Source organism: Amycolatopsis thermalba (genome assembly GCF_003385215.1).
In the GTDB taxonomy this organism is placed as follows: domain Bacteria; phylum Actinomycetota; class Actinomycetes; order Mycobacteriales; family Pseudonocardiaceae; genus Amycolatopsis_E; species Amycolatopsis_E thermalba.
Genome location: NZ_PQHW01000123.1, coordinates 1 through 19,783, shown reverse-complemented (window position 1 = coordinate 19,783; position 19,783 = coordinate 1). Strand labels below are relative to the sequence as shown.

At 72.3% G+C, this 19,783-nt stretch carries 19 protein-coding genes; 11 read left to right on the top strand and 8 right to left on the bottom strand.

Annotation, left to right across the window (positions count from 1 at the left end):
* The 3 genes from D0D15_RS31530 to D0D15_RS31520 all read left to right on the top strand — a co-directional run.
* A partial coding sequence (locus D0D15_RS31530) for a DUF6596 domain-containing protein (RefSeq protein ID WP_425266824.1) occupies positions 1 to 513 on the top strand: 513 nt, incomplete at its 5' end.
* 90 nt (positions 514 to 603) lie between these two features.
* A complete protein-coding gene (locus tag D0D15_RS31525) occupies positions 604 to 1,821 on the top strand; it encodes an APC family permease (protein WP_208646206.1) in 1,218 nt (405 codons plus the stop codon).
* 32 nt (positions 1,822 to 1,853) lie between these two features.
* Positions 1,854 to 2,267, top strand: a complete 414-nt coding sequence (locus D0D15_RS31520; RefSeq protein ID WP_094009041.1) for a DUF805 domain-containing protein — start codon at positions 1,854 to 1,856, stop codon at positions 2,265 to 2,267.
* On the opposite strand, the gene D0D15_RS31515 is transcribed toward D0D15_RS31520, so the two are convergent.
* Both D0D15_RS31515 and D0D15_RS31510 read right to left on the bottom strand, forming a co-directional pair.
* Positions 2,221 to 3,327, bottom strand: a complete 1,107-nt coding sequence (locus D0D15_RS31515) for an NAD(P)H-dependent flavin oxidoreductase (RefSeq protein WP_094009042.1) — start codon at positions 3,325 to 3,327, stop codon at positions 2,221 to 2,223. The two genes, D0D15_RS31520 and D0D15_RS31515, sit on opposite strands and share 47 nt — an antisense overlap.
* Positions 3,328 to 3,338: 11 nt before the next feature.
* Positions 3,339 to 4,955: an acyl-CoA synthetase gene (locus tag D0D15_RS31510; protein ID WP_198958403.1), complete on the bottom strand. Its 1,617-nt coding sequence runs from the start codon at positions 4,953 to 4,955 to the stop codon at positions 3,339 to 3,341.
* Between the two features lie 58 nt (positions 4,956 to 5,013).
* Between D0D15_RS31510 and D0D15_RS31505 the strand changes: the two genes are divergently transcribed.
* Both D0D15_RS31505 and D0D15_RS31500 read left to right on the top strand, forming a co-directional pair.
* Entirely contained in the window at positions 5,014 to 5,802 is a 789-nt protein-coding gene (locus tag D0D15_RS31505) for a crotonase/enoyl-CoA hydratase family protein (protein ID WP_094009044.1), read from the top strand.
* A 175-nt stretch (positions 5,803 to 5,977) separates the two neighbouring features.
* Positions 5,978 to 6,262, top strand: coding sequence for a hypothetical protein (locus tag D0D15_RS31500; RefSeq protein ID WP_094009045.1), 285 nt, complete (start codon positions 5,978 to 5,980; stop codon positions 6,260 to 6,262).
* Between the two features lie 216 nt (positions 6,263 to 6,478).
* Here the strand turns inward: D0D15_RS31500 and D0D15_RS31495 are convergent, their stop codons facing one another.
* Positions 6,479 to 8,032: an acyl-CoA synthetase gene (locus D0D15_RS31495; RefSeq protein ID WP_094009046.1), complete on the bottom strand. Its 1,554-nt coding sequence runs from the start codon at positions 8,030 to 8,032 to the stop codon at positions 6,479 to 6,481.
* Positions 8,033 to 8,122: 90 nt separating this feature from the next.
* Here D0D15_RS31495 and D0D15_RS31490 point away from each other — a divergent pair, with 90 nt between their 5' ends.
* From D0D15_RS31490 to D0D15_RS31480, 3 genes are read left to right on the top strand one after another with little or no spacing between them, the layout of a single operon-like run.
* Positions 8,123 to 9,079: a Zn-ribbon domain-containing OB-fold protein gene (locus tag D0D15_RS31490; protein ID WP_094009047.1), complete on the top strand. Its 957-nt coding sequence runs from the start codon at positions 8,123 to 8,125 to the stop codon at positions 9,077 to 9,079.
* 12 nt (positions 9,080 to 9,091) lie between these two features.
* Entirely contained in the window at positions 9,092 to 10,141 is a 1,050-nt protein-coding gene (locus tag D0D15_RS31485; RefSeq protein WP_094009048.1) for a thiolase domain-containing protein, read from the top strand.
* A gap of 1 nt (position 10,142) precedes the next feature.
* The gene (locus tag D0D15_RS31480; RefSeq protein WP_094009049.1) at positions 10,143 to 11,300 is read left to right on the top strand and encodes a thiolase domain-containing protein; all 1,158 of its coding nucleotides are present in this window, start codon (positions 10,143 to 10,145) and stop codon (positions 11,298 to 11,300) included.
* Positions 11,301 to 11,406: 106 nt separating this feature from the next.
* Here D0D15_RS31480 and D0D15_RS31475 read toward each other — a convergent pair whose 3' ends face one another.
* Both D0D15_RS31475 and D0D15_RS31470 read right to left on the bottom strand, forming a co-directional pair.
* Positions 11,407 to 12,924 (bottom strand): amidase, encoded by a 1,518-nt coding sequence (locus tag D0D15_RS31475; RefSeq protein ID WP_094009050.1) that lies wholly within the window; start codon positions 12,922 to 12,924, stop codon positions 11,407 to 11,409.
* A gap of 49 nt (positions 12,925 to 12,973) precedes the next feature.
* Entirely contained in the window at positions 12,974 to 14,200 is a 1,227-nt protein-coding gene (locus D0D15_RS31470; RefSeq protein WP_094009051.1) for a cytochrome P450, read from the bottom strand.
* 221 nt (positions 14,201 to 14,421) lie between these two features.
* Here D0D15_RS31470 and D0D15_RS31465 point away from each other — a divergent pair, with 221 nt between their 5' ends.
* A complete protein-coding gene (locus D0D15_RS31465) occupies positions 14,422 to 15,585 on the top strand; it encodes a steroid 3-ketoacyl-CoA thiolase (RefSeq protein ID WP_094009052.1) in 1,164 nt (387 codons plus the stop codon).
* A gap of 998 nt (positions 15,586 to 16,583) precedes the next feature.
* On the opposite strand, the gene D0D15_RS31460 is transcribed toward D0D15_RS31465, so the two are convergent.
* Positions 16,584 to 17,027, bottom strand: coding sequence for a pyridoxamine 5'-phosphate oxidase family protein (locus tag D0D15_RS31460; RefSeq protein ID WP_094009053.1), 444 nt, complete (start codon positions 17,025 to 17,027; stop codon positions 16,584 to 16,586).
* Between the two features lie 72 nt (positions 17,028 to 17,099).
* Here D0D15_RS31460 and D0D15_RS31455 point away from each other — a divergent pair, with 72 nt between their 5' ends.
* Positions 17,100 to 17,825: a class I SAM-dependent methyltransferase gene (locus D0D15_RS31455; RefSeq protein WP_094009054.1), complete on the top strand. Its 726-nt coding sequence runs from the start codon at positions 17,100 to 17,102 to the stop codon at positions 17,823 to 17,825.
* Position 17,826: 1 nt separating this feature from the next.
* On the opposite strand, the gene D0D15_RS31450 is transcribed toward D0D15_RS31455, so the two are convergent.
* Positions 17,827 to 18,669 carry a TIGR03620 family F420-dependent LLM class oxidoreductase gene (locus D0D15_RS31450; protein WP_094009055.1) on the bottom strand — a complete coding sequence of 281 codons (843 nt, stop codon included), beginning with the start codon at positions 18,667 to 18,669 and terminating at the stop codon, positions 17,827 to 17,829.
* A 106-nt stretch (positions 18,670 to 18,775) separates the two neighbouring features.
* Between D0D15_RS31450 and D0D15_RS31445 the strand changes: the two genes are divergently transcribed.
* Positions 18,776 to 19,591 carry a LysR family transcriptional regulator gene (locus tag D0D15_RS31445; RefSeq protein ID WP_233157546.1) on the top strand — a complete coding sequence of 272 codons (816 nt, stop codon included), beginning with the start codon at positions 18,776 to 18,778 and terminating at the stop codon, positions 19,589 to 19,591.
* Positions 19,592 to 19,668: 77 nt separating this feature from the next.
* Here D0D15_RS31445 and D0D15_RS31440 read toward each other — a convergent pair.
* Positions 19,669 to 19,783: integrase core domain-containing protein (locus tag D0D15_RS31440; protein ID WP_162830614.1), on the bottom strand; the 115-nt coding region annotated here is incomplete at its 5' end.

Here is a 19,783-nt window from a genome sequence, read left to right as displayed (position 1 = left end):
GCCCGGTTCCCGGCGCGGACCGGGCCGGACGGCGAGCCGGTGCTGCTGGAGGACCAGGACCGGCGGCGCTGGGACCGCTCGGCGATCCGGCGGTGCCGGGCGGCGCTGGCGCGGGCGGAGGCGGCCGGGCGGGGGCTGGGCGCGTACGGCCTGCAGGCCGCGATCGCCGAGTGCCACGCCGTGGCGCCGTCGGTGGCGGAGACGGACTGGGCGCGGGTGGTGCTGCTGTACGAGGCCCTCGGGCGGCTCGCGCCGTCGCCGGTGGTGGAGCTGAACCGGGCGGTGGCGGTGTCGATGGCGCAGGGTCCGGTGGCGGCGCTGCCGCTCGTGGACTCCCTGGCGGCCGGCGGCACGTTCGAGAAGTCCCACTTGCTGCCCACCGTGCGCGGGGAACTGCTGGTCCGGCTCGGCCGGACCGGTGAGGCCCGGGCCGAACTGGAGCGGGCGATCCAGCTGTGCGGGAACGACCGGGAACGCGCGGTGCTGCGGCGCAAACTGGACGCTCTCGGTTGAGCCCGCGTCGCCGAACGAACGGCCGCCGAACATCCCGTAACGGATCACCACCACGGCCGGGCCACCGGCTACGGTCTCCCCGTGACAGGACTGACGCGCCGGCTCGGGACCGGGGACGCGGTGGTGATCGGCCTCGGGTCGATGATCGGGGCCGGGGTGTTCGCCGCCTTCGCGCCCGCCGCCCGCGCCGCGGGGGTCGGCGTGCTGGCCGGGCTGGCGCTGGCGGCCGTGGTCGCCTACTGCAACGCCACCTCCTCGGCCCGGCTGGCCGCCCGGTATCCGGAGTCCGGCGGCACCTACGTCTACGGGCGCGAGCGGCTCGGTCCGTTCTGGGGCTACCTCGCCGGGTGGGGGTTCGTCGTCGGCAAGACCGCGAGCTGCGCGGCGATGGCGCTGACCGTCGCCGCCTACACCGCGCCCGGCGCGGGCCGGTTCACGCAGTCGCTCGTCGCCGCGGCCGCCGTGCTCGCGCTGACCGCCCTCAACTACCGGGGCGTCCAGCGCTCGGTGACCGTCACCAAGGTCATCGTCACCGTCACGCTCGTCGTCCTCGCCGCCGCGGTCGTCGCGCTCGCCACGGCCGGCGCGCCCGTCCCCGGCGGCCTCACGCCCGCGATCGACGCCGGCGGCGTCCTGCAGTCGGCCGGGCTGCTGTTCTTCGCCTTCGCCGGGTACGCGCGCGTCGCCACCCTCGGCGAGGAGGTGCGCGACCCCGCGCGCACCATCCCCCGCGCCATTCCGATCGCGCTCGGGATCACCCTCGTCGTCTACGCGGTCGTCGCCGTTTTCCTGCTGCGGCAACTGGGCCCGGCCGGGCTGGCGTCCACTTCGGACCCGATCGCCACCGCGATCGCCGGCACGTCCTGGCCGGCAATCACCCCGGTCGTGCGGGCGGCCGCGGCACTCGCCGCGCTCGGCGCGCTGCTCGCGCTGGTGCTCGGCGTGTCCCGGACGACGTTCGCCATGGCCCGCGACGGTCACCTGCCCGCTCCCCTGGCCGCCGTGCACCCGCGGTTCGCCGTGCCGCACCGCGCGGAGGTCGCGGTCGGTGTCGTCGTCGCCGCCCTGGTGCTGGTGACCGACCTGCGCGGCGCGATCGGGTTCTCCTCGTTCGCGGTGCTGACCTACTACGCCATCGCGAACGCGAGCGCGTGGACGCTCGGCACCCGGCGCGTGGTGCCGGTGGTGGGCCTGATCGGGTGCGTGGTGCTCGCGTTCAGCCTGCCGCTCGCGTCGGTGATCAGCGGTGCCGCGGTGCTGGCCGTGGGCGCCGTGGCGTGGGTGGCAACTTCCGGCCGACGCCGTTGAGGACGCCTCCTCCGGCGCGGACGATTCCGGGTATGACGCTGGAGATGGCACGGACGCGGCCCACCTTCGCCGCGGTGATCGGTGAGGCCCTGCGGAAGTCGTTCGTGGGCACCGGCCGGATGTCGCGGCGCGACTTCTGGTTGTTCGTGCTGTTCTGGTTCCTCGTCAGCTGGGGTCCGCTGCTGACCGCGACCGCGATCGGACAGGAGTGGGTGGGGACCGTCGGGGTGGTCGCCGGCATCGTCCTGATGTTCCCGCTGATCTCCGCGGGGATCCGCCGGCTGCACGACACCGGCCGCTCCGGCGCGTGGTGCCTGCTGCTGCCGACCTTCGCGTCCTTCGTCGTGCTGATCCTGTGGACCGAGGCGGCTCAGCTCCACGCGAACCAGCACGGCCCGGTCACCGGGTCTTGTCGAGCCGGTCGAGCGTCTCGGAGTAGCCGCTGACCAGGTCGGCGATGATCTCGGCCACCGGGCGCACCCGGTCGATCCGGCCGATGATCTGCCCGGCCGGCATCGACACCACCGTCGGGTCGTTCGCCGCGTGGATGCGGTTGTGCGCCTTGCTGACCAGCAGGTTCTGCAGCGGCATCGGCAGCGGCTCGGGCGCGTCCGGGGCCGACCAGGCCTGCGTCCACCGCGTCTTGAGCAGCCGCGCGGGCTTGCCGGTGTAGATGCGCGTCCGCACGGTGTCCGACGACGTGGCCCCGACCAGCGCGCTCTGCATCGCGGTCGAGTCCGGCATCGTCTGCAGGTACTCCTCCGTCGCGAGCCAGATCGAGCCGGTCCACGCGCCGGACGCGCCCAGCGCCAGCGCGGCCGCGACCTGCCTGCCCGAGCCGATGCCGCCCGCGGCCAGCACCGGCGCCCGGTCGCCCACCGCGTCGACGATCTCCGGCAGCAGCACCATCGACGCGATCTCGCCGGTGTGCCCGCCGGCCTCGTAGCCCTGCGCCACCACGAAGTCCACGCCGTTGTCGACGTGCCGCACCGCGTGCTCGGCCTTGCCCGCGAGCGCGGCGACCGGCACGCCGTGCTCGTGGGCCTGCTCGATCACGTCGACCGGCGGGGAGCCGAGCGCGTTGGCGATCAGCTTGATCGGGTGCTTGAGCGCGACCTCGACGTGCGAGCGGGCCACCGAGTGCAGCCAGCCGAGCACACCGGCGCGTTCCGCGGTGTCCTCCGGCAGCTCCGGCACACCCAGCTCGCGCAGGGTCCGCTCGACGAACGCGCGGTGCTCCTCCGGGATCAGCTTCTCGAGGTCGACCGCGGCGCCCTCGGCGGGCACCTTCGCGGGCATGACGATGTCGACCCCGTAGGGCTTGCCGTCGGTGTTGGCGTCCATCCAGTCCAGCACCCGGTCGAGTTCCCCGGCGTCGTTGAACCGCACGCAGCCCAGCACGCCGAGCCCGCCGGCCTTGCTGATCGCGGCGGCCACGTGCTCCGACGGGGTGAACCCGATGATCGGGTACCGGATGCCGAACGTCTCGCACAGCGCGGTGCGCATCAAGTGTCTCCTCAGGCCTTCTGGATCTCGGCGGGCGGGTTCGCGGCGGCGTGCCGCTGCGCCCACGGGTAGTCGGGTTTGCCGCTGGGCAGGCGGCCGATCTCGTCGACGACCCACACGCTGCGCGGCACCTTGTAGCCGGCGATCCGGGTGCGCACGTGCGCCTCCACGTCGGCCAGGTCGAGGCTGCCACCGGGCCGGGCCTGCACGATCGCCGCGACCCGCTGGCCGAGCCGGTCGTCCGGCACGCCGATGACGAGCGCGTCGAACACGTCCGGGTGGGATTTCAGGGCGCCCTCGACCTCTTCCGGGAACACCTTCTCGCCGCCGGTGTTCACGCACTGCGAACCGCGGCCGAGGAGGGTGACGGTGCCGTCCTCCTCGTAGCGGGCGTAGTCGCCGGGCACGACGTAGCGCTTGCCGTCGATCTCCACGAAGATCGTCTCGGTCTTGGCCGGGTCCTTGTAGTAGCCCAGCGGCACGTGCCCGCGCCGCGCGATCCGGCCGACCGCGCCGGGCGCGCGCTCCACCAGGTGGTTGTCGTCGTCGATGAGGATGGCGTCCTTGCCGAAGTTCACCCGCGGGCCCGCGGAGTGGTCGGCGTCCTTGGCCACCATGCCGATGCCGGTGAACCCGCTCTCCGACGAGCCGATCGCGTCGGTGAGCACCAGGTTCGGGAACGTGCGCAGGTACTCCTGCTTGACCGACTGCGAGAACAGCGCCGCGTGGCTGGACACCGCCACCAGCGAGGACGCGTCGTACCCGCCCTGGTGGTAGGCCTCGATCAGCGGGCGCGCCATGGCGTCGCCGACGATCGTCAGCACCTGCACCCGGTGCCGGGCGACCTCGGTCCAGATCTCGTGCGGGTCGAACTGCGGCACGAACACGACGGTGCCGCCGCTGAACATCGCGCCGAACGCGGCCCACTGGGCCGCGCCGTGGATGAGCGGCGCGGCGGGCAGCCGGACCATCGCGCCCTGCTTGCCCTGCTCGGACATCGTCCACTCGTCCGGCACGTACTCGCCGGTGATGAAGTCGATGCCGCCGCCCAGGGCGCGCCAGACGTCCTCGTGGCGCCACATCACGCCCTTCGGGTACCCGGTGGTGCCGCCGGTGTAGAGGATGTAGAGGTCGTCGGAGCTGCGCTCGCCGAAGTCGCGGTCGGGCGACTGGGCGGCCAGCGCCGACTCGTAGTCGACCCCGCCGTAGCCCGAGCAGTCCGCTCCGCTGCCGTCGTCGACCACTAGTACGTGTTTCAGTTTCGGGGTCGACGAAAGCACCGCGGCGACCCGGTCGGCGTACTGCCGCTCGTGCACCAGCGCGACGAGGTCGGCGTTGGTGAACAGGTACTCCAGTTCGGCGTTGACGTAGCGGTAGTTGACGTTGATCGCGATGGCGCGCAGCTTGTACGCGGCGAACATCGCCTCGATCATCTCGACGGAGTTCCGGGAGTAAACGCCGATGTGGGAGCCGGGACCGACCCCCTGCGCGGCGAGGTGGTGCGCCAGCCGGTTGGCCCTGTCCTCCAGCTGGGCGTAGGTCACGTGCCGTTCGCCGCAGATGACCGCGGGGCGATCCGGCACGGCGTCGACGGCGTGCTCGAGCAGATCCGCGATGTTGTAAGCCACGCAGCCAAAGTAGAACATGTTATCGTTTTGGGCAATGGCGCCGGATGGAGAGGTACTCATGGAACAGCCGCACGCCCTGGTGGAACAACGCGCGCACACGCTCGTGGTGACGATGAACCGGCCGGAAGTCCGCAACGCGATCAGCGGCGAGATGATGGCGATCCTGGTCGAAGCCTGGGACCGGGTGGACAACGACCCGGAAATCCGGTGCTGCGTGCTCACCGGAGCGGGCGGGGCGTTCTGCGCGGGCGCGGACCTGAAGTCGATGAACCGCAACTCCCCCGCCGACTCCTACGAGCGCGGCACGTTCGACCCGGGCCGCATCGAGGGCCTGCTGAAGGGGCGGCGGCTGACGAAACCGCTGATCGCGGCCGTGGAGGGCCCGGCGATCGCGGGTGGCACGGAGATCCTGCAGGCCACCGACATCCGCGTGGCCGGGGAGAGCGCGCGGTTCGGGGTGTCGGAGGCGCGGTGGGGGCTGTTCCCGATGGGCGGTTCGGCGGTGCGGCTGCCGCGGCAGATCCCGTACACGCTGGCCGCGGAGATCCTGCTGACCGGGCGGCACCTGACCGCGGCCGAGGCGAAGGAGATGGGGCTGATCGGCAGCGTCGTGCCGGACGGTCAGGCGCTGGAGCGGGCGCTGGAGCTGGCGGACCTGATCGCGGGCAACGGACCGCTCGCGGTGCAGGCGATCCTCCGCACGATCCGCGACACCGAGGGGATGCCCGAGGAGGAGGCCTTCAAGCTGGAGGCGCAGTACGGGCTGAAGGTCTTCCAGTCGGCCGACGCGAAGGAGGGGCCGCGCGCGTTCACGGAGAAGCGCAAGCCCCGGTTCGAGGGCCGCTGAAACTGTCGGTGGTGGCCGCTGGCTCGGGGCGATGGACGACGACTTGCCGGCGGGGGCAGTGCGCGTACTGCACGCCGCCGCCGGCGGGAGTGCTGCCCCGGGGCTGGCGCACCACGGGCGGACCGGCTTACCACAACGACGCCCGGCGCGAGTGGCTGGTCAAGGGCCAGGACTCGTGCAGCGCAGGGGCGCCGACGTGGTGCCGGTCCGCTGGGCCGGCGTGGGCCCGGAGAAGCTGCAGCCGTGCGGGCACTGCTGGCTGCGTCTGCGCGGGAAGGCCGAGGCGCCGGCCAGGCCCTGCCCGGTCCAGGACGGCGAGCACTGGGTGCTCGGCACGCTGACCTGGGAGAAGCACCCCCGCGGCAACGGGATGTGGTGGGCGGCGGTGCGGTTCTCCCGCGCCGGGGAACTGGTGACGGAGGAGCGCAGTCAGCGCGCGGTGCGCCCGCACCCGGCCTGAACCGAGGGCGCGGTGGGGTGGTACCCAGGGGCGGTCTCCTCCGGCAGGCTCGCCCGACCGGCAGGCCCGTCTGGCGGGCTGGCTCGTCCGGCCGGCTGTGGCATCACCTGCGGGGCCTGGTCGTGCCACCGGACTGGTGCTCACCACGTGCGCCGTCCGTGGTCAGTGGGCGTTCCGTGCTCGAAGTGATCGTGCCGGCGCCTCCCGGCAACGCGATCAGATCTTCCGGTCCGTCCAATAGGGATCCCGCAGCTTCCGCTTGTACAGCTTGCCGTTGGGGTCCCGCGGCAGCTCCTCGGCGAAGTCGACGCTGCGCGGCCACTTGAACTTCGCCAGGCGGCCGCGCACCCACTCCAGCAGCTCCGCCGCCAGCTCGGGTCCCGGCGAGACCCCCGGCGCGGGCTGCACGACCGCCTTGATCTCCTCACCCCAGTCCTCGTGCGGGATGCCGAACACCGCGACGTCCGCGACCTTCGGGTGCATCACCAGCTCGTTCTCGATCTCCGCCGGGTAGATGTTCACCCCGCCGGAGATGATCATGTCGTTCTTGCGGTCGTGCAGGAACAGGTAGCCGTCCTCGTCGAGGTACCCCACGTCGCCGAGGGTGAACAGGTCCCCCACCCGCGCCTTGCGCGTCTTCTCGGCGTCCTTGTGGTACTCGAACGTCGACGAACCCATCCGCATGTAGACCGTGCCGGGCTGACCCGCGGGCAGCTCGTTGCCGTCGTCGTCCAGGATCTTGATCACCGAACCCGGCCACGGCAACCCGACCGAACCGGGCTTGCGCAGCCACTCCTCGCCGGTGATCATCGTGCCGCCGCCCTCCGTCGCGGCGTAGTAGTCGGTCACCACCGGGCCCCACCACTCCAGCATCCGCCGCTTCACCTCCGGCGGGCACGGCGCGGCGCCGTGGATCATGTTCCGCAGCGACGACAGGTCGTAACGCGACCGCACCTCCTCCGGCAGCGCCAGCAGCCGCCGGAACTGCGTCGGCACCATGTGGCTGTGCGTGACGCGGTACCGCTCGATCAGCCGCAGCATCTCCTCCGGATCCCACCGGTCCATCAGCACGACCGTGTGCCCCAGCTGGATCGAGATGGACGCGAAGTTCAGCACCGCCGTGTGGTAGAGCGGCGACCCGCACAGGTGGACGTGGTCGTCGAACGGCTTCAGCCCGAAAATACCGAAGAACCACGTGGACGCCGCCGGCACGCTGTCCGGATCGGCCCCGCTCAACGGCCGCCGCACGCCCTTGGGCCGTCCCGTCGTGCCGGAGGTGTAGAGCATCGGTGACCCCGCCGTGCGCACCTCCGGGCGGCCGCTGCCCCCGGCGCCCAGCTCGGCCACGTCGCGGAACCCGTCGATCCGGCCCACCGCGAAGCGCGCCGAAGCGGGCACCCCGGCTTCGTCCGCGGCCGCGATCGCCACCTCGGCGAACCGCTCGTGCGCGAGGAACGCCTTCGCCCCCGAATCGGACAGGATGTAGGCCACCTCGGGCCCGACCAGGTGCCAGTTGACCATCACCACGTACAGCCCGGTCTGCAGCGCGGCGAAGTAGGCGGCGAGCAGCTCGTCGCTGTTGGGCTGCAGCACCACCACGACGTCGCCGGTCTCCAGGCCCAGTTCGCGCAGACCGCGCGCGTAGGCGTTGGCCTTGTCCGCGAGGGCGCCGTAGCCGACCTCGCTGCCGTCGGGGTTCACGATCGCCGTCCGGTCCGGCTGCCCGGCCGCGATGTGCCACAGGCCGATCGTCTCCAGTGCGGTGGTCATACCCCCGAATCTAGAACTTGTTCCACTTACCGCGCAAGCTCCCGGCGGAGCGTCTTGCCGGGAGATCGAGAACGTGTTTCACTTCGATTCGTGAGTACACCGCTGTCCGCGCCGCTGGATCTCGCCTTCGACTACACCCGCTCCCTCGGGCCCGTGCTCGGCCGGTTCGCCGCCGGTCTGCGCGAGCGCCGCATCGAGGGCGTGCGCGGCTCGGACGGCCGCGTGCACGTGCCGCCGGTGGAGTACGACCCGGTCACCGCCGCGGCGCTCACCGAGTTCGTGCCCGTGTCCGACGAGGGCACGGTGCTGTCCTGGTCGTGGATTCCCGAGCCCCTGGACGGTCAGCCGCTGACCACGCCGTTCGCGTGGGCGCTGATCCGGCTGGACGGCGCCGACACCGCGATGCTGCACGCCGTGCACGTGGCCGGCCCCGCCGACATGCACACGGGCATGCGGGTGCGCGTGCGCTGGGCCGACGAACCCGCCGGTCACATCCGCGACATCGCCTACTTCCGGCCCGTCGGCGCCGGCGACGGGCCCTCGCCCGCGCCGCCGCCGAAGTCCGGACAGGACGGGGTGATGGTCACGCCGATCCAGCTGCACTACCAGCATTCGGCCTCCCCGGAGGAGAGCCGCTACCTGCGAGGTCTCGCCGAGGGCAAGCTGATCGGGCAGCGCTGCCCCGCGTGCGCGAAGGTCTACATCCCGCCGCGCGGCGCCTGCCCCACCGACGGTGTGCCCACAGTGGACGAAGTGGAGCTGCCGGACACCGGGATCGTCACCACCTTCTGCATCGTCAACGTGCCCTTCCTCGGCCAGCGCATCGAGCCGCCCTACGTCGCGGCCTACATCCTGCTCGACGGCGCCGACATCGCGTTCCTGCACCTCGTCCTCGGCTGCGACGCCGCCGAGGTCCGGATGGGCATGCGGGTGCGCGCGGCGTGGAAACCGCGCGACGAGTGGTGGACGAGCCTGGAGAACATCAGCCACTTCGAGCCGACCGGCGAGCCGGACGCGCCCTACGAGTCCTTCGCCCACCACCTGTAGAGGGGAACTGCCATGCGAGACGTCGCGGTGGTCGGGTTCGCCCAGGCCCCGAACGTGCGCTCCACGCCGGGCACCACGAACGGCGTGGAAATGCTCGTGCCCATCTTCGCCGAGGTCTACCAGCAGACCGAACTGTCCAAGAAGGACATCGGGTTCTGGTGCTCCGGCTCGTCGGACTACCTGGCCGGACGGGCGTTTTCGTTCATCTCCGCCATCGACGCGATCGGCGCGTTCCCGCCGATCCACGAGTCGCACGTCGAGATGGACGCCGCCTGGGCGCTGTACGAGGCCTGGCTGAAGATCCGCACCGGCGAGGTCGACACCGCGCTGGTGTACGGCTTCGGCAAGTCCTCGGCCGGGCAGCTGCGCCGGGTGCTGGCGCTGCAGCTCGACCCGTACACGGTCGCGCCGCTGTGGCCGGACTCGGTGAGCATCGCCGGCCTGCAGGCCCGGCTCGGGCTGGACGCCGGGCTGTGGAGCGAGAAGGACCTGGCCGAGGTCGCCGCCCGCAGCCGCGCCGACGCCACCCGCAACCCGCACGCCCAGTTCTCCGGCGCGAGCGAGGTCGCCGACCTGCTGGACGCGCCCTACGTGGCGGATCCGTTGCGGGCACACGACATCGCGCCGGTCACCGACGGCGCCGCGGTGATCGTCCTGGCCGCGACCGAACGGGCGCACGAGTTCGCCGAGCGGCCCGCGGTCATCACCGGTATCGAGCACCGCGTGGACACGCCCGTGCTCGGCGCCCGCGACCTGACGCGCTCACCGTCGACGGAGGCGGCCGGGCGCGCGGTCGGCACCGGAGACGTGGAGGTCGCCGAGCTGCACGCGCCGTTCACGCACCAGGAGCTGATCCTGCGGACGGCGCTCGGGCTCGGCGACGACGTCCGTGTCAACCCCTCGGGCGGTGTGCTCACCGGCAACCCGATGTTCTCGGCCGGGCTGGCGCGCATCGGCGAGGCCGCCACCCGGATCCTCACCGGCCAGGCCTCGAAGGTGCTCGCGCACGCCACCAGCGGCCCGGCCCTGCAGCAGAACCTCGTCGCGGTCCTGGAGGCGTGAAATGGCGAAGCAGCTCGCCGCGGTGCTCGGCACCGGGCAGACCCACCACCGGGCCAAGCGGACCGACGTGTCCATGCCCGGCCTGCTGCGGGAGGCGATCGACCGCGCGATGGCCGACGCGCGCGTGGACTGGCCGGACATCGACGCGGTGGTCATCGGCAAGGCACCGGACCTGTTCGAGGGCGTGATGATGCCCGAGCTGTTCCTGGCCGACGCGCTCGGCGCGACCGGGAAATCGTTGCTGCGCGTGCACACCGCGGGTTCGGTGGGCGGGTCGACGGCGCTGGTCGCGACGAGCCTGGTGCAGTCCGGCATCCACCGGCGGGTGCTCACGGTGGCGTTCGAGAAGCAGTCCGAGTCGAACGCGATGTGGGCGCTGTCGATCGCGCCGCCGTTCACGATGCCCGTCGGCGCGGGCGCGGGCGGGTACTTCGCGCCGCACGTGCGGTCCTACATCCGGCGGTCCGGCGCGCCCGAGCACATCGGCGCGATCGTCGCGGCGAAGGACCGGCAGAACGGGGCGCTGAACCCGTACGCGCACCTGCGCCAGCCGGACATCACGGTGGAGAAGGTGCGGTCCTCGCAGGTGTTGTGGGACCCGATCCGCTACGACGAGACCTGCCCGTCCTCCGACGGCGCGTGCGCGATGGTGATCGGCGACGAGGCCGCCGGGGACGCGGCGGCGGGCGCGGCGTGGGTGCACGCGACCGCGATGCGCACCGAGCCGACCACCTTCGCCGGCCGCGACCAGGTGAACCCGCAGGCCGGCCGCGACGCCGCCGCGGCGCTGTGGCGCGAGGCGGGGATCACCGATCCACTGTCCGAAATAGACGCCGCGGAGATCTACGTGCCGTTCTCCTGGTTCGAGCCGATGTGGCTGGAGAACCTGGGGTTCATGCCCGAGGGCGAGGGGTGGAAGCTGACCGAGGCCGGGGAGACCGCGCTGGGCGGGCGGCTGCCGGTCAACCCGTCCGGCGGGGTGCTGTCGTCGAACCCGATCGGGGCGTCGGGAATGCTGCGGTTCTCCGAGGCGGCGAAGCAGGTGATGGGCCGGGCGGGCGACTACCAGGTCGATGGCGCACGCCGCGCGATGGGCCACGCGTACGGCGGAGGCTCCCAGTACTTCGCGATGTGGGTGGTGGGCGCGGAGAAGCCCTAGCGGACGGACGCGGCGGCGCAGTCAGGGCGCCGCCGGGAAACCCGCCCTCCACCGGCGCGGCGGGCACCGAGATCGCCGCGGTGCCCGGTCCAGCCCCGCCGCGTGATCAAGGTGCGACCGGGAAACCACCCACCTCCCGCTCGTAGGCCGCGGCCACGCGGAGGACCGTCGCGTCGTCGAAGCGGCGCCCGGCGATCATCAGCCCGGTCGGCAGGCCGTCCACGGGGGCGGCGGGCACCGAGATCGCCGGGTGGCCGCTCGCGTCGAAGGGCGCCGTGTTGCCGACCATCCCCAGCGCGTTGACCATCCGCTCTTCGCGCGTGGTGTCCGGCCCGGGCAGCGGCTTCGCCACGTACGGAACCGTCGGCAGGACCAGCACGTCCACCTCGGTCAGCACCGCGTCGTAGCCCGCGCGCAGCTCCCACGCCAGCTCGCGCGCCATCGCGTAGTGCCGCATGTCGTACCGCTGCGCGGCGTAGGCGCCGGTGAGGATCATGGTCTTGAGCGTGTCCGACATGTCGTCGGCGTGCACCCGCCTGCCCTGCGCGAAGTGCACCATCAGCTCGGGGTCGTACCGGCCGGGCACGTTCATGCCGTAGCCGTTGCCGTCGATCATCTGCCGCGCGGTGCCGTCCGTGCCGATCACGGTCCACACGTCGAGCCCCTCGCGGTGCCACGGCACGCTCACCTCGGACACCACCGCACCCGCCGCCGCGAGCCGGTCGGCCGCGGCGCGCACGGCGTCGTCGACGGCCGGCTCGGACACCGGCAGCCCGAAGCCCTCGGTGAGCACCCCGACGCGCACGCCGCGGATGTCCTGCTCGACCGCGGCCAGGTAGTCCGGCGGCTCGGGCGTGCGGTACTGGCGCGGGTCGAACCCGTCGTCACCGGCGAGGACGCTCAGCATCAGCGCCGCGTCCCGCACGGTGCGGGTCATCGGGCCGAGGTGGTCGATGGTGGTCTCGATGGGGAACGCGCCGGTGTAGGGCACGAGCCCGTGCGTCGGCTTGTGCCCGACCACCCCGCAGAACGCCGCCGGCATCCGCACCGACCCGCCCTGGTCGCCACCGATCGCGAGGTCGGCCTCACCGGCGGCGAGCAGGGCCGCGTTGCCCGACGACGAGCCGCCCGCGTGCCGGGCGGGGTCCCACGGGTTGCGCACCGGCCCGCTGGCCGACGTGAAACTGGACCCGGAGTAACACAGGTCCTCGCACACCGCCTTGCCGACGATCGTGCCGCCCGCGGCGAGCACCCGGCTCACCACGGTCGCGTCCCGGCGCGGCACGAACCCGTCCACCGCGCGCGATCCGTTCATCATCGGCACCCCGGCGACCGCGATGTTGTCCTTGATCACGACCTCGCGGCCGCTCAGCGGACCGTCACCGGACGGCGGGATCCGGGTGCGCACGTACCAGGCGCCGAGCGGGTTGTCCCCAGGCCACTCGTAGTCGCGGTGCGGGGCGCTGGGCGCCGAGCGCGCGTACAGCCGCTCGACGGCCTCGTGGGCGGCGAGATTGGCCTCCACGAGGCCGGCGAAGGACTTCCGGTCGGCCTCGCTCAGCTGGAAGCCGTAGCGGGCGGCCAGTTCGGCGAGTTCTTCCGGGGTGGGCGGGATGACGGGCAACGGGCACCTCCTGGCGAGGACGATCGCCTGCGAGGTGTGAGCGTAACCCCTATTCGTAGGCCACCCGGTAGTGCTTGATGCCGTTCAGCCAGCCCGAACGCAGCCGCTCCGGCGGCGCGACCTCACGGATACCAGGCATTTCGTCGGCGATCGCGTTGAAGATCAAGTCGATCTCCAGGCGGGCCAGATTCGCCCCGATGCAGTAGTGCGAGCCGGTGCCGCCGAAGCCGACGTGCGGGTTCGGGTCGCGCAGGACGTCGAAGCGCTCGGGCTCGTCGAACACCTCGGGGTCGAAGTTGGCCGAGCTGTAGAACATGCCGACCCGGTCGCCCTTGCGGATGTGCTGGCCGCCCAGCTCGGTGTCCGCGGTGGCGGTGCGCTGGAAGGCGATCACCGGGGTGGCCCAGCGGACGATCTCGTCCGGCGCGGTCTTGGGCCGCTGCTCGCGGTAGAGCTCCCACTGGTCGGGGTGGTCGAGCATGGCCTTCATGCCGTGGGTGATGGCGTTGCGGGTGGTCTCGTTGCCGGCCACCGACAGCAGGATGACGAAGAAGCCGAACTCCTCCGAGGTGAGCGACTCACCGTCCACATCGGCCTGGATAAGCTTGGTGACGATGTCGTCCATCGGGCACCTGCGGCGCTCCTCGGCCATGTTCCACGCGTAGCCCACCAGCTCCGCGGAAGCGGCGATCGGCTCGACGTCGTACTCCGGGTCGTCGTAGCCGATCATCTGGTTGGACCAGTCGAAGATCTTGCGGCGGTCCTCCTGCGGGATGCCGATCAGCTCGGCGATGGCCTGCAGGGGAAGCTCGCACGCGACGTCCTCGACGAAGTCGCCGGAGCCCTTCTTCTTCGCCTCGTGCACGATGCGTGCGGCGCGGTCGCGCAGGGTGTCCTCCAGGCGGGCGATCGACCGGGGCGTGAAGCCCTTCGAGACGATGCGGCGCAGCTTGGTGTGCTGGGGCGCGTCCATGTTGAGCAGGACGAGGCGGTTCGCGTCGAGGCTCTCGTCGGTCATGTTCTCGTCGAAGCGGATGATCGCCAGCTTCTCCTGCGAGGAGAACAGCTCGCTGTCCTTCGACACGGTCTTGACGTCCTCGTGCCGGGTGACGACCCAGAACCCGTCGTCGCGGAAACCCGCGCGGTTGTGCGGCTGCGCGTTCCACCAGACCGGCGCGGTCTTGCGCAGCTCCGCGAACTCCTCCAGGGGCAGCCGCGTCGCGATCAGGTCGGGGTCGGTGAAATCGAAGCCGGCGGGGATCAGGGGCGTGGCCACGGCTACCTCCCGAGGTGCCTCACATCGTCGTGGAACACGTTCTAAACGCGATTAGAGCATACGGTGTTAACTAAGTCGAGAGGTTGAGTGAAACCCGTTTACTCGATCTTGAACGCGCTGGTGGTCCAGTTGGGCACCGAATGGCGGTTGACCTGGGTCACGCTTGCCCAATACTGAAACAAGTTCTACTTTGAGGGCGAGTCGAGTGGAGGAGGGCTGCCGTGGGTGAACCCGTCATCGTCGAGGCCGTGCGGACGCCGGTCGGGAAGCGGCGTGGCTGGCTGGCCGGGTTGCACGCGGCCGAGTTGCTGGGTGCGGCGCAGCGCGCGCTGGTCGAGCGGGCCGGGGTGGACGCGGCGATCGTGGAACAGGTTATCGGCGGTTGCGTGACGCAGGCGGGTGAGCAGTCGGGCAACGTGACGCGCACGGCGTGGCTGCACGCCGGGCTGCCGGAGACGACCGGTGCGACGACGATCGACGCGCAGTGCGGGTCCGCCCAGCAGGCGGCGCACCTGGTGGCCGGGTTGATCGCGACGGGGGCGATCGACGTGGGGATCGCGTGCGGGGTGGAGGCGATGAGCCGCATCCCGCTCGGCGCGAACCGCGGGGTGGACGCGGGCGCGCCGAAGCCCGGGTCGTGGGCGATCGACATGCCCAACCAGTACGGCGCGGCGGAGCGGATCGCGGTGCGGCGCGGTCTCTCGCGGGAGGATGTCGACCGGTTCGGTTTGGCATCGCAGGCCAAGGCGGCGACGGCGTGGGCGCAGGGCCGGTTCGAGCGCGAGGTGGTGCCGGTGAAGGCGCCGGTGCTGGACGAGGAGGGCCGGCCGACCGGGGAGACCCGGCTGGTGGCGCGGGACCAGGGCCTGCGCGAGACGACGCTGGAGGGGCTGGCCCGGCTGAAGCCGGTGCTGGACGGCGGTGTTCACACGGCAGGCACGTCGTCGCAGATCTCGGACGGCGCGGCGGCCGTGCTGATCATGGACTCGGCCCGGGCGGCTTCGCTGGGCCTGCGGGCCCGGGCGCGGATCCGCGCGCAGGCACTGGTCGGCGCCGAGCCGTACTACCACCTGGACGGACCGGTGCAGGCGACGTCGCGGGTGCTGTCGCGCGCCGGGATGACGGTCGGCGATGTCGATTTGTTCGAGGTCAACGAAGCGTTCGCCTCGGTGGTGCTGTCGTGGCAGCAGGTGCACGAGCCGGACCCGGAGCGGGTGAACGTCAACGGCGGCGCCATCGCGCTGGGGCACCCGGTGGGCAGCACCGGCGCGCGCCTGCTGACGACGGCCCTGCACGAGCTGGAACGCCGCGACGGCGAGACCGCGCTGGTGACGATGTGCGCCGGCGGAGCACTCTCCACGGCAACCATCCTGGAGCGGCTGTAGGGCGCGCCCGCGCGGCAGGCTGCCGCCGGGTTGCTCGACCGGCCCGGGGTGGCTGTCGAGCGCCTGCGCGCTGAACCGATGCCGGAGCGCTCCCCACCGCCACCAACCCGGAGCGGCTGCCGAGCCCGCCCGCGTGCCAGACCGGCCGCGGAACGCTCCCACTGCCACCAGTCCGGAGCGGCTGCCGAGCCCGCCCGCGTGCCAGACGGGCCGCGGAACACTCCCACTGCCACCATCCCGGAACAGTTGCGGAGCCACACCCGCGCGCCGGACCGCCGCCGGATTGCTCGCCACAACCACCCCAGCCCGGGTGGCCGTCGAGCCCGCCTGCGCGCTGGACCGATGCCGGAGCGCTCCCCACCGCATACCCAACCCGGAGCGGCTGCCGAGCCCACGCGCGTGCCGGACCGCCGTCGGATTGCTCGCCACGACCACCCCATCCCGGGGTGGCTGTCGAGCGCGCCTGCGCGCTGGACCGCCGCCGGAGCACCCGCCACCGCCGTCGCAGTGCTCGCCACGACCACCCATCCCGGGGTGGCTGTCGAGCCCGCCTGCGCGCTGGACCGCCGCCGAGCACGCTGCCCGCCGCCACCAACCCGGCGCGGCTGCAGAGCCCGCGCACCGCCCCGGAGCACCCGCCACCGCGACCATCCCGAGGTGACTGGAGAGCCCGTCACGGTCAGGGGAACGCTCGCCACGACCAGCAGCTCGCAGCTGTAGCAGAACCCACCTGCGCGCCGGCACGGCCAACGGGGCACTACCGCCGCGACTGTCCCAGCTCGCTCACGGCGCCCGCCCACGCGCCGGACCGCCGCCGGACCGCCGCCGGTGGTGCGGTCCGGCGCGCATGCCACGCGTCGTCGGCGAGGCGGCGTCCTGCGCGGGCGCGGCCGCCCACGGGCCACGGGCGCCCACGGGCCACGGGCCACCAGCCACGGGCCACGGGCATCAAGCCCACCCTCACGCCCGCCGTGTGAGGGGTGTCCTCGTACCTGTTCTCACTTGCGCTCGAAACGCACCACCTCCCGGCCCGGCCACCAGGTGGTCGCCACCAGCTTGTCGCCCTCGACTGTTGTCAGCACCGCCTGCTGGAGGTCCAGCCGGAAGAGGTGGCTTGGTTGCATGTCGCCCTGGATGGCGTCCAGGACGGCCTTCTCGGTGATCTCGATGGCGACTCCGGACAGCTTCGCGTCGCCCTCGGAGGAGGGGAAGGCGTGCAGCGCGAACCGGCCGTCGCGCTGCAGGTCGCGTGCCTTGCGTGCGCCCCACATCGACCCGATGTACAGCTCGGGCTCCCGCAAGTCGACCTCCGTGCCGCTCACCCGGGGCGACCCGTCCCGCCGCAGGGTCGCCAGCACGTGCGTCTCCGCCGCCGTCAACCGCTCACGCACCGCCGCCGCCAGCGCGGGTGCCTGCTCTTCGAATTCCCTCCAGTTGGCCACGTCCGCAGTGTGCCAGGCGGTACCGACAAAAACGGGACGCGCGCGACCCGCCTTCCAGATAAGGTGCGAACCGTGCCCGACGCGATCTTCGCCCACGCCCGCCTCGCCCCGATCTACGACACCTTCGACGGCGAGCGCGACGACCTCGACCTGTACCTGTCCATCGCCGACGAACTCAAGGCCGAACACGTCCTGGACATCGGTTGCGGCACCGGCAGCCTGGCCGTGCTCCTCGCCGCGAAGGGACGCACCGTCATCGGCGTCGACCCGGCCGAGGCGTCACTTGCGGTCGCGCGCGCCAAGGACCCGGACGGGAAGATCACCTGGATCCACGGTGACGCCACGGATCTGCCCCCAGCCGTCGGCGATCTCGCCGCCATGACGGGAAACGTCGCGCAGGTGTTCCTCACCGACGACGACTGGGGCCAGACCCTCGCCGGCATCCGGACAGCGCTGCGCCCCGGCGGCCACTTCGTGTTCGAGACGCGCCGCCCGGAACGGCGTGCCTGGGAGGACTGGGCCGCGACCACCGACCCGCTGGTGCTCGACGTCCCCGGAGCCGGCCCCGTCGAGCGCCGTCTCGAGGTCACCGACGTCAGCCTGCCGCTGGTGTCGTTCCGCTTCACGTACCGGTTCCTGGCCGACGGCGAAGTGGTCACATCGGACTCGACGCTGCGCTTCCGCGATCGCGACGAGATCGAGGAAAGCCTTGCTGCGCAAGGTTTCCGCGTGGCCGACGTGCGGGACGCCCCGGACCGGCCCGGCATGGAGTTCGTGTTCCTGGCCCAGCGCGACTAGCTCACGCCGCCCCCACCAGGCGGCGCACCGCCTCCGCGATCACGACGAGCGTGCCGGTCGGGTCGTCGCCGAGTGGGTAGACGCCGACGTGGTCCGCGCCGGCCGCTCGATGGGCCAGCAGCCGTGCCGCCGTGGTGGCCGGGTCGCCGTGTGCGACGAGCGCGTCGACGAGCCGGTCGATGCACGCGCCTGACAGGTCGTCTTCGGTGAAGCCGAGCCGCCGCAGGTTCCTCGCGTAGTTGCTCACACCCAGCGCGGTTCCGGGCGGCGCGGACCGGGCGACCGCGCGGGCTCGCTCCACATCCGGCTCGACGAGGGCGAAGTGGCCGGGCAACAGCAGCTTTCCGGGCCCGAGGATCGAGCGGGCGCGCCGGGTGTGCTCCGGGGTGACCATGGCGGGAACGGCTCCGCCGCTGCGGGCGCCGGCCATGCGCAGCATCCGCGGCCCGAGCGCGGCTACCACAATGCGGCCGGCCGGCACGCCCGCAGCGACGAGCCAGTCCACATAGGACACCAGCGTGTCGTACGGCGAGGCGTATTCGGCGTGGACTTCCCGGTGCCCGATACCGACGCCGAGCAGGAGGCGCCCAGGGTGCTTGGCTTCGATCCTGCGGTAGGAGGCGGCGACGGTTTCCGCGTCGGCGGTCCAGACGTTCACCACGCTCGTGCCGGCGGTCAGCCGGGTGGTCGCATCGAGCTGCTCCTCCGCGAGGGTGAGATCCGCCGGCGGCGAGGCGTCCAGCCAGAGGGTGCCGTAGCCCGCGCGCTCCACTTCGACCGCGCGGCCGGGGTTCACTTCGTGCTCGCGCAGGTGCGCGCCGAGCAGACCGAGATCGATGTTCATGTCCCGACTCCAGCACCGGAGCCCGCCGGGAACCAGGACCAAGGCTGACGCGCAGCGATAACCTGGAGGCATCGTCGCGGAGGAGCATCGAGCGGAACTGCGGGCGTTGCGGTACTTCGTCACGGTCGCCGGCGAGCTGCACTTCGGCCGCGCCGCCGAGCGTCTGCACATCGCTCAGCCCGCGGTCAGCAGGCAGATCGCGGCACTGGAGCGCGAGCTGGGGGTCCGCCTGTTCGACCGCTCGCCGCGCCGGGTGCGGCTGACCGATGCGGGACGCCGGGTGCTCGCCTCGGCGCGGGAGGCGCTCGCGGCCGCCGATCGGGTCCGGGTCGTGGCGCGTGAGCAGGCGGGTGTCATGCGCATCGGGACCGGTGCGGGGCAGTTCACCGCCCGTCTGGAACGCGGGATCGACACCCTGCGGGAACAGGCCCCGGGGTTCGACGTCGTGCTCGTCGACCTGCCGTTGACCGCGCGCCTGAACGCCCTGAAGCAGGGGGAGATCGACCTGGCCCTGGCGAGAGAAGTACGTTCGGCGCGCGGGTTGCGGGTGTTGCCGGCCTGGACCGAGTCCTTGTTCGCGCTCGTGTCCACGCGGCACCCCGCCGCCGGTCGCGCGGCCGTCGGCGTCGCCGAACTGGGTGCCGATGCCCTGAAGACTTCCCTGGGCCACGACTTGTCGGTGCTCAGCGCGCTGCGGGACGTCGGACTCCAGGGCTCACCGGCGCGCCGCGCGGGGACGGTGCAGGACACGATCGTCGAGGTCGGCTCCGATCCGCGCAGCTGGACGGTGTTGCCCGCCGACCAGGTGACCGAGATCCGCTCCACCCGGGTGCGCGCGATCCCGCTCGAGCCGCGAACGACGATCACGGGCAGCGTCTCGTGCCGGACGGCCTCCCGTGCGCCTGCGCGGCGGCCCACGTGACCGCCTTCGGTGACGCCACGGCCGCCTGATCCCAGGACGCAGACGGCTGCGAGCGCGCGTCTAGCTGTATCCGGCCGTTAGGTTGGTAGCCGGCTGATGGGCGGTCGTCCTCCGAGTGCGCTGTGGCGGCGTTCAGTGTTGTAGTGCTCGATCCAGGCTGCAAGTGCTGCTGCTCGTGCCTCGTTGCTGGTG

Excerpts from the sequence above, each read along its gene's own strand:
- D0D15_RS31520 (WP_094009041.1), top strand. The coding sequence starts at position 1,854 with ATGACGCTGGAGATGGCACGGACGCGGCCCACCTTCGCCGCGGTGATC.
- D0D15_RS31515 (WP_094009042.1), bottom strand. The coding sequence starts at position 3,327 with ATGCGCACCGCGCTGTGCGAGACGTTCGGCATCCGGTACCCGATCATC.
- D0D15_RS31505 (WP_094009044.1), top strand. The coding sequence starts at position 5,014 with ATGGAACAGCCGCACGCCCTGGTGGAACAACGCGCGCACACGCTCGTG.
- D0D15_RS31495 (WP_094009046.1), bottom strand. The coding sequence starts at position 8,032 with ATGACCACCGCACTGGAGACGATCGGCCTGTGGCACATCGCGGCCGGG.
- D0D15_RS31485 (WP_094009048.1), top strand. The coding sequence starts at position 9,092 with ATGCGAGACGTCGCGGTGGTCGGGTTCGCCCAGGCCCCGAACGTGCGC.
- D0D15_RS31480 (WP_094009049.1), top strand. The coding sequence starts at position 10,143 with ATGGCGAAGCAGCTCGCCGCGGTGCTCGGCACCGGGCAGACCCACCAC.
- D0D15_RS31450 (WP_094009055.1), bottom strand. The coding sequence starts at position 18,669 with ATGAACATCGATCTCGGTCTGCTCGGCGCGCACCTGCGCGAGCACGAA.